General features: G+C 67.7%; 11 protein-coding genes. 2 read left to right on the top strand and 9 right to left on the bottom strand.

The genetic code is table 11. The annotated features are described in order from the left end of the window. Positions 1 to 3 precede the first annotated feature (3 nt). The 6 genes from hflX to dusB form a co-directional block, all read right to left on the bottom strand. Positions 4 to 1317 (bottom strand): GTPase HflX, encoded by a 1314-nt coding sequence (gene hflX, locus AB4Y68_RS01350; protein WP_441453368.1) that lies wholly within the window; start codon positions 1315 to 1317, stop codon positions 4 to 6. Further along, positions 1318 to 1563 carry an RNA chaperone Hfq gene (hfq, locus tag AB4Y68_RS01345; RefSeq protein ID WP_003164861.1) on the bottom strand — a complete coding sequence of 82 codons (246 nt, stop codon included), beginning with the start codon at positions 1561 to 1563 and terminating at the stop codon, positions 1318 to 1320. A gap of 107 nt (positions 1564 to 1670) precedes the next feature. Then, on the bottom strand, positions 1671 to 2531 hold the full coding sequence (locus AB4Y68_RS01340) for a D-amino-acid transaminase (RefSeq protein ID WP_441453366.1): 861 nt from the start codon (positions 2529 to 2531) through the stop codon (positions 1671 to 1673). Beyond that, entirely contained in the window at positions 2531 to 3940 is a 1410-nt protein-coding gene (gene ntrX, locus AB4Y68_RS01335; protein ID WP_441453365.1) for a nitrogen assimilation response regulator NtrX, read from the bottom strand. The genes AB4Y68_RS01340 and ntrX overlap by 1 nt, the downstream gene beginning before the upstream one ends. A 9-nt stretch (positions 3941 to 3949) precedes the next feature. Next, entirely contained in the window at positions 3950 to 6202 is a 2253-nt protein-coding gene (locus AB4Y68_RS01330) for an ATP-binding protein (RefSeq protein ID WP_441453363.1), read from the bottom strand. Further along, positions 6202 to 7257 carry a tRNA dihydrouridine synthase DusB gene (gene dusB / locus AB4Y68_RS01325; RefSeq protein WP_441453361.1) on the bottom strand — a complete coding sequence of 352 codons (1056 nt, stop codon included), beginning with the start codon at positions 7255 to 7257 and terminating at the stop codon, positions 6202 to 6204. Before dusB ends, AB4Y68_RS01330 begins: the two co-directional genes overlap by 1 nt. A 64-nt stretch (positions 7258 to 7321) precedes the next feature. Here dusB and AB4Y68_RS01320 point away from each other — a divergent pair, with 64 nt between their 5' ends. Then, on the top strand, positions 7322 to 8458 hold the full coding sequence (locus tag AB4Y68_RS01320) for a bifunctional 2-C-methyl-D-erythritol 4-phosphate cytidylyltransferase/2-C-methyl-D-erythritol 2,4-cyclodiphosphate synthase (RefSeq protein ID WP_441453360.1): 1137 nt from the start codon (positions 7322 to 7324) through the stop codon (positions 8456 to 8458). Here AB4Y68_RS01320 and AB4Y68_RS01315 read toward each other — a convergent pair. Continuing rightward, positions 8455 to 9759 (bottom strand): diguanylate cyclase domain-containing protein, encoded by a 1305-nt coding sequence (locus AB4Y68_RS01315; RefSeq protein ID WP_441453358.1) that lies wholly within the window; start codon positions 9757 to 9759, stop codon positions 8455 to 8457. The genes AB4Y68_RS01320 and AB4Y68_RS01315 overlap by 4 nt on opposite strands. Positions 9760 to 10034: 275 nt before the next feature. On the opposite strand from AB4Y68_RS01315, the gene AB4Y68_RS01310 reads away from it, so the two are divergent. Then, positions 10035 to 10865: a YihY/virulence factor BrkB family protein gene (locus AB4Y68_RS01310; protein WP_441453356.1), complete on the top strand. Its 831-nt coding sequence runs from the start codon at positions 10035 to 10037 to the stop codon at positions 10863 to 10865. Here the strand turns inward: AB4Y68_RS01310 and AB4Y68_RS01305 are convergent. Together AB4Y68_RS01305 and AB4Y68_RS01300 are read right to left on the bottom strand one after the other, a co-directional pair. Further along, positions 10831 to 11073, bottom strand: a complete 243-nt coding sequence (locus AB4Y68_RS01305) for a sulfurtransferase TusA family protein (protein WP_441453355.1) — start codon at positions 11071 to 11073, stop codon at positions 10831 to 10833. The two genes, AB4Y68_RS01310 and AB4Y68_RS01305, sit on opposite strands and share 35 nt — an antisense overlap. Further along, a complete protein-coding gene (locus AB4Y68_RS01300) occupies positions 11070 to 11564 on the bottom strand; it encodes a CinA family protein (protein WP_441453353.1) in 495 nt (164 codons plus the stop codon). The genes AB4Y68_RS01305 and AB4Y68_RS01300 overlap by 4 nt, the downstream gene beginning before the upstream one ends. Positions 11565 to 11645 lie beyond the last annotated feature (81 nt).

The following is an 11645-nucleotide window of genomic DNA, read 5'->3' as shown; positions in this document are numbered from 1 at the left end:
GGACTAGTCGATGATGTCGGGGTACAGCCGCTCCAGCCGCCCCAGCGCGGAAGGATGCAGCCGCACGACCAGATGGGTCCGGCCATCGGAATCCGTGTCGCGGAAGGTCACCCGTCCGTTCTCATACAGCCAGGCCAGGGCCTCGCCCTGGTGGGCCTGCAGCGTCAGGTGGGTTTCGGGGTCGTCGTCGATCAGGGCGGCGATGGTCTCGCGCAGAGGTTCGATCCCCTCGCCCGTCCAGGCCGACACCGCGACCGCCTTGCCCTCGCGCGCCAGACGTTCGGCCTGACCCAGAACGCCTTCGCGCACGTCGGCGTCCAGCAGGTCGATCTTGTTCCAGACTTCCAGGATGCGGCGCGTCTTGCCTTCCGGTGTCGGGATCTGCTCCAGCACCGCCTCGACGTCCTTGGCCTGGGCGTCGCTGTCTGTGGAGGCGATGTCGCGGACGTGCAGGATCAGGTCGGCCTCGCCCACCTCTTCCAGCGTGGCGCGGAAGCTCTCGACCAGTTCGTGCGGCAGGTCCGAGATGAAGCCCACGGTGTCGGCGATGATGGCCGGACGGCCCTGCGGCAGGCGGATGGTGCGCTGGGTCGTGTCCAGGGTGGCGAACAGCAGGTCCTTGGCGAAGACCTCAGACCCCGTCAGCCGGTTGAACAGCGTCGACTTGCCCGCATTGGTGTAGCCGACCAGGGCCACTGATGGGAAAGGCACCTTCTTGCGGGCCTTACGGTGCAGACCGCGCGTGCGGCGCACCTCTTCCAGTTCCACTTTCAGGCGAACGATCCGGTCGGCGATCAGACGCCGGTCCAGTTCGATCTGGGTTTCGCCCGGACCGCCCGTCGAGCCGGTGCCCCCGCGCTGACGCTCCAGGTGGGTCCAGGTGCGGACCAGACGCGAGCGCTCGTATTCCAGCCGCGCCAGTTCGACCTGCAGTCGGCCTTCCTTGGTCCGCGCGCGGCGGCCGAAAATTTCGAGGATCAGGCCGGTGCGGTCGATGACCTTCACCTCCCACGCCTTCTCCAGATTGCGCTGCTGGACCGGAGACAAGTCGTCGTCGATGACCACGGCCTCGACGTCGGCGGCGCGGATGAGGGCGGCCAATTCCTCGACCTTGCCCGAACCGAACAGGGTGGCGGGCGTGGTTCCGCGCAGGCGCACGATCTCTTCGGCGCGCACGTCGAGGTCCAGCGCACGGGCCAGGCCCGCGGCTTCCTCAAGACGTTCGGACGCCAGCCGCGGGCTGTCCGAGCGGCGGTCGGGGTGGATGACGACCGCCCGGATCAGCGGGACGGTGTGGTCTATGTGTTTGGAGGTCAATCAGTCTTCTTCGGCATCCGGCTCGTACAGTTGCACGGGCGCGGACGGCATGATGGTCGAGATGGCGTGCTTGTAGACGAGCTGCGACTGGCCATCGCGACGCAGCAGCACACAGAAGTTGTCGAACCAGGTCACGATTCCCTGCAGCTTGACGCCATTTACCAGGAAGATGGTCAGCGGGGTCTTGGTCTTGCGAACGCTGTTGAGGAAGGTGTCTTGAAGGTTTTGTCGTTTGTCTTGCGACATGGCAGGTTGGTCCTGTTCTTGGTTCTTTTTCGCCGGCCGGTTCAGCCAGTGCGGACTCGTCGGTCCGCACCTGACTTTAGACGCGCCTTCGCAGTCGCGGCAACGCCCTAAATGGCCTCGCGGCGCGCCTGTTCCAGATAAACCTCGCGCAGCCGAGTCGCGATAGGACCGGGCTTGCCGTCCGCGATCTTCGATCCATCCAGCGACACGATAGGCATGACGAAGGAACTGGCGGCGGTGACGAAAATCTCTTTGGCCCGCTTGGCTTCGTCCACGCTGAACGGGCGTTCGTCCAGTTCGATGCCCTCGACCTCGGCCAGTTTCAGGATGGCCGTGCGGGTGATGCCGCGCAGGATATTGGCCTGGGCGTCGCGGGTGCGCAGCTTGCCGTCTTCGTCGACGATCCAGGCGTTGGTGGACGACCCTTCGGTCACCAGCCCCATGTCGTCGACCATCAGACACTCATAGGCGCCCTTCTCGCGCGCCGCCTGCTTCGCCAGGACGTTGGGCAGAAGCCCCACGGTCTTGATGTCGCAACGGCCCCAGCGGATGTCGGGCATGGTCACGCCCGCCGCGCCCTTGGCGGCCAGGGCCTCGCCCTTGGCCAGGTCGATCGTCTTGGAGGTGACGATCACGCTTGGCGGCGTGTCCTTCGGGAAGGCGTGATCGCGCGGCGACGTTCCCCGCGTGACTTGCAGATAGACGATGCCGTTGCGGACCCGGTTGCGCCGGATGGTTTCCTTGAGCACGCGCTCCAAAGCCTGAGCGGTCATCGGGATGGGGATGCGAAGCTCAGTCAGGCTGCGGGCCAGACGCGTCATGTGGCCTTGGAAGTCGGCCAGCTTGCCGTCGAACACCGACCAGACCTCATAGACCCCGTCAGCGAACTGGAAGCCGCGATCCTCGATATGAACCGTCGCGCCGCTATGCGGCTGATAGGTCCCGTTGACATAGGCGATCCTGGACATCAGGCGCCCTCTCCTTCTTCGTCTTCGCCGCCGCGAGCGGGCGAAACGCCCAGCGACTTCAGTTTGCGATGCAGTGCGGATCGTTCCATGCCGATGAAGGCGGCCGTGCGCGAGATGTTTCCACCGAAACGCATGATCTGGGCCGCCAGATAATCGCGCTCGAACACCTCGCGCGCCTCGCGCAGCGGCAAGGCGATGATACGGTCAGAGCCCAACGAGGAGCCGCCGCTGGAGGAGGCCACCTCCTGCGGCAGCATGTCGGCGGTGATCGGTTCATCGGCCGCCCCGGTGGCGAGGATCAGCAGGCGCTCCACGTTGTTGCGCAGCTGGCGCACGTTGCCCGGCCACGGATGGACCTGCAGGACGGCCAGGGCGTCCTCGGCGATGCGACGGCGCGGAAGGCCTTGAGACGCCGCCAGGCTCTCGACGAAATATTCGATCAGTTCGCTGATGTCCTCGCGACGCTCGGACAGCGGCGGGACGCGGATCGGCACCACGTTCAGGCGGTGGAACAGATCCTCGCGGAAGCGGCCTTCGGTGATCTCGACCCTCAGGTCGCGGGCGGTGGAGGTGACGACGCGGACATCGACCTGAACATCCTGTTCGCCGCCGACTCGACGGAAACGCTGCTCCACCAGCACCCGCAGGATGCGACTCTGGCTCTCGCGAGGCATGTCGCCGACGTCGTCCAGGTAGAGGGTGCCGTTATGGGCGCGCTCGAAGACGCCGATCTTGCGGGGCCGTCCGTCGCCGCCCTCCTCGCCGAACAGTTCGACGTCCAGCCGCTCCGGCGTCATGCCTGCGGCCGAAATGGCGACGAACTCGGACTTGGCGCGCGGGCTGGCGTCGTGGATCTGGCGCGCGACCAGTTCCTTGCCCGAGCCCGGAGGACCGGAGATCAGCACACGGCTGTTGGCGGGGGCCACCTTGGCGATCGTCCCGCGCAGCAGCTGCGCCGCCGCCGACTTCCCGATCAATCCGGTCAGCGCCATGGTCTGCGTCCGCAGACGACGGTTCTCGCGCTTCAGCGACGCCGCTTCCAGAGCGCGCTCGACCACCACCACCAGACGGTCGGACTTGAACGGCTTTTCGATGAAGTCATAGGCGCCGCGCTTCAGGGCGCTGACGGCGGTTTCGATATTGCCGTGCCCGGAGATCATGACGACCGGCAGGTCCTCGTCCAGCCCCTTGACCACGTCCAGCAGCTCCAGTCCGTCCAGACCGCCGCCCTGCATCCAGATATCCAGCACCGCCAGCGACGGCTTGCGCGCCCGGATCGCGGCCAGGGCCTCGTCCGAGTTGGCGGCCACGCGAACGGAATGGCCCTCGTCCTCGAGCAGGCCTGAGACCAGTTCGCGGATGTCGGCCTCGTCGTCGACGACCAGAATGTCGGCACCGGTATTGCGCATGACGCCTCTCTACTCCGCCGCTCGCGCCGCGCCGGGGGCACGGTGAGCGACCTTGCTGTCTTGGGTCAGGGGGAAGATCAGGCACACGCGAGCGCCTGATAATGTCTCGGCGTCGGCCAGCTTCAGCTCTCCGCCATGGTCTTCACAGATACGCTTGACGATGGCCAGGCCCAGGCCCGTCCCCTTCTCGCGCGTCGTGACATAGGGTTCTGTCAGCCGGTCGCGATTCTTGGCGGGCAGGCCGATGCCGTCGTCCTCGATGACGAAGGTGGCGATCCCGCCCTCGACCGCCAGGCGAGAGATGATGCCCGTGGTTCCCGACGGAACCGAGCCGTCGGCGCGGCGTGCGGCCACGGCTTCGCCGGCGTTCTTCAGGATGTTGGCCAGCGCCTGCCCGACCATTCGGCCATCGCACTGCAGGACCACGTCAGGTAACGGCTCGACCAGGTCGATGCCGATGTCGGCCGCCGCGACGCGCTGGGCGAAGACCGCCTCGCGCAGCATCTCGGCTGGATTCTCGCGGGTGAAGCGCGGCGCCGGCATGCGGGCGAAGGACGAGAACTCGTCCACCATCCGGCCGATGTCGCCCACCTGGCGAATGATAGTCTCGGTGCAACGATCGAACACCTCGACGTCGTCGCCGACTTGAGAGCGGTACTTGCGCCGCAGCCGCTCGGCCGACAGCTGGATCGGCGTCAGGGGGTTCTTGATCTCATGGGCGATGCGGCGCGCCACGTCGCGCCAGGCGGCGTTGCGCTGGGCCGTGACCAGCCGGGTGATGTCGTCGAAGGTCAGAACCATCTCACCGCCCTGCCCGCCCTCGATGCGGACCCGCAGACGCCGCGTCTCGCCATGACGGCTGACGTCTATGTCTTCCTCGATGTGGGCTTCCGCCCGTTCGGACAGTTCGCTCAGTTCGGGCGCGACTTCGGCCAGCAGACGCCCCTGAACATCGGTTTCGCTGATCGCCAGAAGCTGGCTGGCGCTGTCGTTGATGGCCGAGATGCGCCCCCGCCGATCCAGGCCGATCACCCCCGCGCTGACGCCGGACAGCACCGTTTCGATGAATCGGCTGCGGCCCTGGGCGTCGTCGCTGGCGGTCTTCAGCGCCGCCTGTTGGGTCATGATGTCCCCGGTCATCCGGTTAAAGGCCTCGGACAGGACGACCAGTTCGGCCGGCGCTCCGGCATTGTCGACCCGCGCGCTCAGGTCCCCCCCCGCCACCTGATCCGCCGCCTTCACCAGCCGCCCGATAGGCGCAGAGATCGAACTGGCCGCCGACATGGCCAGCCAGACCGCGCCGACCAGCACGAGCAAGGCCGTTTCAAGGTAGCTGAGGGCGAAGGCCGCCTGGATGCGCGCCCGGCTTTCCTCGGCGGAGCGATAGGCGGCGATGGACTCCTCGCCGTTGCGCATCCTCTGGATCAGACCCGGCGCCAGCGGCCGCACGACATAGAGATAGGCGTGGCCATAGTCGGGCAGCGGATAGAGGGCCCGCACCATGTCGGGGTTCTCGGTCACGGTCGTCGGTGCGACTTCGCCCGCCGCCACCGTCTCGAACGCCTCGCGCGGAGGGGCGACATAGGGCGGCGCGCCCGGCTGTTCGCCGCTGGCCAGCACCTCGCCGTCGCTGTCCAGGATGTAGAGCGCCGGATAGCCGAAGAACTCGCCGATCTGAGCCAGGGCGCGCGAAAACTGGATGCGATTGTCGAACAGGCTGCGTACGCCGCCCAGTTCGGTGCTCATGGTCTCCAGGTCCCTCTCGAGCCCGGCGCCGATGTCGGCGACATAGGCCCGGCCGATCTCGGCGCCGTTCTCGACCGCCGAGCGGACGTTGGTGCTGAACCACTGATCCACGCCCCGGTTGACCAGCACGCCGAACACCAGGGCGATCAACACCGCCGGCACCACGGCCACCAGCGAGAACAGGGTCACGAACCGCAGATGAAGCCGCGCGCCGGGATTGTCGCGATTCCGCATCAAGCGCAGCACCCGTCCGCCGATCACCGCCGCCAGGCCGCCGATCAGGATCAGATTGGCGAGAAGGATATACAGGACCGCACGACTGGCCGCCGTGCGCGCATCGCCGCCCGCCGTCGCGCCGGGCGCGATCGCCACCAGCCAGATCGCTGCCGCCGTGATCAGGAAGGCGATGGCGTAGGCCGTGCCGAACAAGGCCCTCACCCGGCTGCCGGAAAGGCGCCCCCAGAGCGATCGCTCGGAGCCGTGACCTTCAACCTGCGCAGCGGGGGAGTCCGTCATCACCGCGCAGCTTCGACCAGCTGTGGCAGGTTTTCAACACCAGAGTTGCTGAATTGATCCACCGGACGCGACCAAAGCGCGGAAAGCGCCTGTTCGACCTCGTTCGGGGTCTCCAATCGGCAGAGCCGCGCCTTGGCGACGCGCCGCTCGGCCGGGTCTTCCGGCCATGGCGCCTGTTCAACATACCAGCCCAGATGTTTGCGGAACATCTTCAGCCCCAAGGGCAGGCCATAGAAGGCAACCGAGCCGCGCAAATGCTCGATGACGATGGCCAGCCGTTCTTCCCGGCCCGGCTCCTGCAGCCGGGTTCCATCGGCCAGCGCCCGCTCCAGATGCGCCGCCAGCCAGGGGCGGCCATAGACGCCGCGCCCCAGCATGAGGGCGTCCGCGCCGGATTGGGCCAGAGCCTCGCGCGCCTGTTCCGCCGTGATGATGTCGCCGTTGACGATGACTGGGATGCTGGACACCGCCGCCTTGACCTCGCCCACCGCGCTCCAGTCCGCCTGGCCGGTGTAGAACTGTTTGCGGGTGCGACCGTGAACCGTAACGGCCTGGACGCCCAAGCCCTCGGCGCGACGCGCCAGTTCGGCGGCGTTGCGGTTGTCGTCGTCCCAGCCCAGGCGCATCTTGACCGTCACCGGGCGGCTTACGGCCTTGACTGCCGCCTCCATCAGACGACAGGCTAGATCTGGCGTCCGCATTAGCGCCGAGCCGCAGGCCGAGCCGGTTACTTCCTTGGCCGGACAGCCGAAATTCAGATCGATGATGTCCGCGCCCGCCGCCTCGGCCATGCGCGCGCCCTCGGCCATGATCTCGGGATCACGCCCGACCAACTGGATCACGGTTAGCGGCAGACCGCCCCCGACCGCCGCCCGGCGCACCACGTCAGGCCGCCCGCGCGCCAGTTCGGCCGAAGCCACCATCTCGGTCGCCACATAGGCCGCGCCCAGCTTCGAGGCGAGCAGCCGAAACGGCAGGTCGGTGATCCCGGTCATCGGGGCCATCAGCACCCGCCCGGCGATCCGCACGTCTCCGATTTGCAATCCTGCGCTCATGCCGCCCTTACCGCCGACTGTTGAGCCTCTCGTCAAGCGCAACTGGGGCGCTTAGAAGGCCGACATGGCATTCTCAGCAATCGTGGTGGCCGCCGGTTCAGGGTCCAGGGCCGGTGGAGACAAGCAGTGGCGGGCTGTCGGCGGCCGGCCGATGGTCCGCTGGTCCGTCGAAGCGTTGCTTGCGGCGGGGGCCGATTCGGTCGTTGTCGTGGTCGCGCCCGGCGCCGAGCCGCGCGCCGAAGAGGCCCTGGCCGGTCTGACAGGCTGGCGCGCGGTCGCGGGCGGCGCCACGCGGGCCGCCTCGGTGCGCGCCGGCCTCGCAGCGCTCGACTGCGCCGACGATTCGCCGGTTTTGATCCACGACGCCGCTCGGCCCTTCCTGAGCCCGGCCGTGATCGACCGCCTGCTGGAGGCGCTGAAAGACGCCGACGGCGCCCTGCCCGCCCTGCCCGTGGCCGACAGCTTGCGTCGCGGGCTGGACGGTCTGGTTGTCGGCGGGGTCGAGCGCGACGGCCTGTGGCGCGCCCAGACGCCGCAAGCCTTCCGCCTCAGGACGATCCGCGGCGCCTACGCCGCCTGGACCGCCCCTGACGCCCCCACGGACGAAGCCGCCGTGCTCGAACGCGCCGGCGGACGCGTGCGTCTGGTCGAAGGCGAGGCCCGCCTGATGAAGCTCACCTATCCCGAGGATTTCGCCATGGCCGAGGCCCTGTCTCCCAAGACCATTCGCATCGGCCAAGGCTATGACGTGCATCGCTGGGGACCGGGAACCTCGGTCTGGCTGTGCGGCGTCGAGATTCCGCACGATCAGACCCTGATCGGTCATTCCGACGCGGACGCGGGCCTTCACGCCCTGACCGACGCCATCCTGGGAGCCCTCGCCGACGGCGATATCGGCGACCACTTCCCGCCCAGCGATCCGCAGTGGAAGGGGGCCTCGTCCGACCGTTTCCTGGTCTATGCGGCCGAACGCGTGGCCGCGCGCGGAGGCCGGATCGTCAACGTCGATGTGACCCTGATCTGCGAGCAGCCCAAGGTGAAGCCGCATCGCCAGGCCATGCGCGAGCGTCTCGCCGACCTGCTGAGCCTTCCGCTCGACGCGGTCAGCGTCAAGGCGACGACGACCGAGGGCCTGGGCTTCACCGGTCGCGGCGAAGGCCTGGCGGCTCAGGCCGTCGCCCTGGTGGAACTGCCCGCCTAGGCGTTCGCCAGATCGGCCGACGCTCGTTCCAGAACCGCGGCGGGCGTTTCGCCGTCCTGCATCTCGGCCACGCCGACGTCGAACTCGACCACGAAGGGCGAGCGGTCCTGACCGGCGTCGAAAGCGGTGCAGGCGATCACCGCCGCGATACGTTCAGCAGCCCTCCTCGCCTCCGATTCCGCCGTCGCGGGCAGGACCAGGGCGAATATCTCCGGCCCTAGGCGCGCCGCAGTATCCTCGACCCGCACCAACCGCGACACCATGGCGCCGATCTGCGGCATGGCGCGATCCAGCCAGCCGCCGCTCCGCGCCTGAACGACCGGTTCGTGCTCCGCCACCCGCAGGACACAGACCGACAGCGCCCGGTCACGCAGGCGCGCGCCCTCCGCCACCCGCGCCAGATGGGCGGCGAACAGGTCGCGCGTGAACAGGCCCGTCGCCGCGTCCATCAGGTCGGAACCGCGCACCGAATCAAGCGCGCGACGGATAGCCTGACGACGGCGGTGGTTACGAGCCAAGGCCAGGACCCGCTCCGCAGTTTCATCCTCGGGGGTGTCGGCCGCCGCCACGTCGGCGAAGCCCCGGCTGAAGAGCTCGGCCAATTCAACGTCGGCCGAGCCCCGCAAATAGAGTGTCAGCGGGATATGATAGAGGCGCGTGTTCCGCTTCATGCCCGAGGCGATGGACAGCGCTGGTGCATGACCCTGCCCGCCCCAAAGCACGGCGGCGTCAAAGGCGCGCTCATGCAGATAATCGAAGGCGGTATAGGGCGTCGGCGCAGCCACGACTTCGGCGCCCGCTTCCGACAGCGCATTGGACATGGCGAGGAAACGACGGTCGGCCGCCCCCGCGGTCAAAATCTGCAGCGGAGTCTCGCCGACCTCGGGCGCGTTCAGCGTCACGCCATGCGCGGCGAAGGTCGCCTGGCGCAGTGCGAACTCCTCTTCGGCGATCCCGGCGCGTGTCAGTTGATCCAGCCGCAAGGCGGCCTGCGCCGGATGCGGCGGCGATGACATCGTCAGGTCGACGCCCTCACGATCAGCAGGTCCCGGTGCGCCGATCGCCAGGATCGGCAGATAGCGAGGCGCCGCGGCCTGGCGCAATCGGGCGACAAATCCCTCGGCTTCCGCCCGAGCATCGACGATGGCTGCATCCAGCGAAAGGTCGTGCAGCGTGAGGATTGCGGCGTCCAGCGTGCGCGCCGTCACCGTGGGCCAGCCCAGTTGGTCCAGTCCCTCGCACAGGGGGCCGATCAGGGCGTCATCAGCGGCGACGACCAGTAAACGCGGATCGGAATCCAAACAGTTCTCTCCATGAGCCTGAGCGGCTCGCCCCCGACGCCGACACCTCAAGCCATCGGATGATACCGAGCCGCCCCCCTGTGTAGCAATGGACGGATCAGCAAAATCCGTCCCGCGCCCCTAAGGGTTTCGTCGCAAGCCAAATGAGGTTAATCGGTCGCTTTGACGACTGCCCGAGGTCAGGCTTGAACCCTCCTATTCGTTTGATAGCCCAACCCCTGCTCTGGGGAAGGTTGGCAGTCCGCGCCTTCGCCCGAAGCTGGGGGCGCGACGTCATGCTTTACACCGGGGGCGTGTCCTTCTTCGCCCTGCTGGCGGTGTTTCCGGCCATCGCCATCCTTATCGGTTTCTACAAGGTCGTCCTGTCCATCGGACAGGTCAGCGAACAGGCCGCAGCACTGGCGGATGTCGTGCCGCACGCCGCGCGCGCCATCTTCCTAAACGAGATTGACCGGCTGGCGAACGCCTCCGCGCGCACGGTTTCGGCCCAGAGCGCGCTTGCGTTGCTGATCGGCGCCTATGCCGCGCACCGTGGGTTCAAAGCCTTGCTGGCGGGTCTTAACCTGATCCACGACGAAACCGAGCCGCACGGCTTCTTCAAATTCAACATGCTGGCCTTCCTCGTCGCCCTCGCCGCCTTCGTCCTGTTCACCATCGTGTCGGGCGCGGTCGTGACTTCGCGGCTGATGGAGCACGCCCACGCCCAGGACCCTGTGGCCTGGCTGGTTCAGCCGCTCGACGGCCTGTGGCCAGCCCTGGGCCTATGGCTAGGCCTGACCATGCTCTACCGCTACGCCATGTCCCATGCGACGCGCGTGGCGTGGAAGGCTGCGGTCATGGGCGGACTGATCGCCACGGTCATGTCCAGCTTCTTCTCATGGTTGTGCGCCATCTATGTCGAACAGATCGCCCAACTCGGCGCCACCTACGGCTCGGTCGGCGCGGTGGTGGTGCTGCTGATCTGGCTGTCGTGGAACGTCAACGCCATCTTCTACGGCGGCGCCTTCGCCACCGAACTGGAGATCGCCTGGAAGCCGGAAGAGCCGGAAATCGAAACCAGGGGCTCGGTCGTCAACCTGTCGGAGCGGCGCCAGTCTCGACAGTGATGCGCAGGACGCCGTCCTGTTCCTCCACCCCGCACACGGTCCCGCTCAAATCGGTCATCAGATAGGGCACGTCGATCCGGGCCATGGGGTCGGTCGCCAGCAGGATCAGCCGGACGCCTGGCGCCAGCCCCTCCATCGCCTTGCGCAGCCGCAAACTGGGCACCGGGCAGCGGTGGCCCCGCGCGTCGACCAGAATCGGCTCGCTCACGCCGTCACCGCATCCAGCAGCAGACCCAGCGCCACGCGGACGCTTTCCAGCCGAACCCCCTCGCGCCCGATGTCGCCGAAGCGGCGCTCGACATGAACCACGCCGCCGCGCGGGCCGACGGCGGCGAAATGCACCAAGCCGACGGGTTTGTCCGCTGAACCGCCTCCAGGCCCGGCGACGCCGGTGATGGAAACCGTCGCCGAGGCGCGCGACCGTTCGACTGCACCCAAAGCCATCGCCCGCGCCACGGGCTCCGACACCGCGCCAAACTGCGCCAGCAGGTCGTCCGAGACGCCCAGCATCTCGCCCTTGGCCTCATTGCTGTAGGTGACGAAGCTCCGGTCCAGCACCGCGGACGACCCCGCCACCGCTGTCAGCACGCCTGACACCAGGCCGCCGGTGCAACTCTCCGCCGTGGCGACCATGACGTTTGCCTTGATCGCCGCCTGGATCACGGCGGCGGCCGAGGCCTCAATATCTTGCGGGAACATGGCTATGCGCTCCGTCTGCGAGTCGGTCTAAACCTGCTGAACAGGGGGCGGGTCAGACGACCACGCCGAAGCCAGCGGATC

The sequence above is a fragment of the Brevundimonas sp. 2YAF1 genome (genome assembly GCF_052114745.1).
Lineage (GTDB): Bacteria > Pseudomonadota > Alphaproteobacteria > Caulobacterales > Caulobacteraceae > Brevundimonas.
Note: the sequence above shows the minus strand (reverse complement) of the source record. Positions and strands in the feature narration are given on the sequence as shown.

What these genes read in the sequence shown, in the direction of transcription:
- hfq (WP_003164861.1), bottom strand. Translation starts at nt 1,563, where the DNA reads ATGTCGCAAGACAAACGACAAAACCTTCAAGACACCTTCCTCAACAGC.
- AB4Y68_RS01340 (WP_441453366.1), bottom strand. Translation starts at nt 2,531, where the DNA reads ATGTCCAGGATCGCCTATGTCAACGGGACCTATCAGCCGCATAGCGGC.
- ntrX (WP_441453365.1), bottom strand. Translation starts at nt 3,940, where the DNA reads ATGCGCAATACCGGTGCCGACATTCTGGTCGTCGACGACGAGGCCGAC.
- AB4Y68_RS01330 (WP_441453363.1), bottom strand. Translation starts at nt 6,202, where the DNA reads ATGACGGACTCCCCCGCTGCGCAGGTTGAAGGTCACGGCTCCGAGCGA.
- dusB (WP_441453361.1), bottom strand. Translation starts at nt 7,257, where the DNA reads ATGAGCGCAGGATTGCAAATCGGAGACGTGCGGATCGCCGGGCGGGTG.
- AB4Y68_RS01320 (WP_441453360.1), top strand. Translation starts at nt 7,322, where the DNA reads ATGGCATTCTCAGCAATCGTGGTGGCCGCCGGTTCAGGGTCCAGGGCC.
- AB4Y68_RS01310 (WP_441453356.1), top strand. Translation starts at nt 10,035, where the DNA reads ATGCTTTACACCGGGGGCGTGTCCTTCTTCGCCCTGCTGGCGGTGTTT.
- AB4Y68_RS01300 (WP_441453353.1), bottom strand. Translation starts at nt 11,564, where the DNA reads ATGTTCCCGCAAGATATTGAGGCCTCGGCCGCCGCCGTGATCCAGGCG.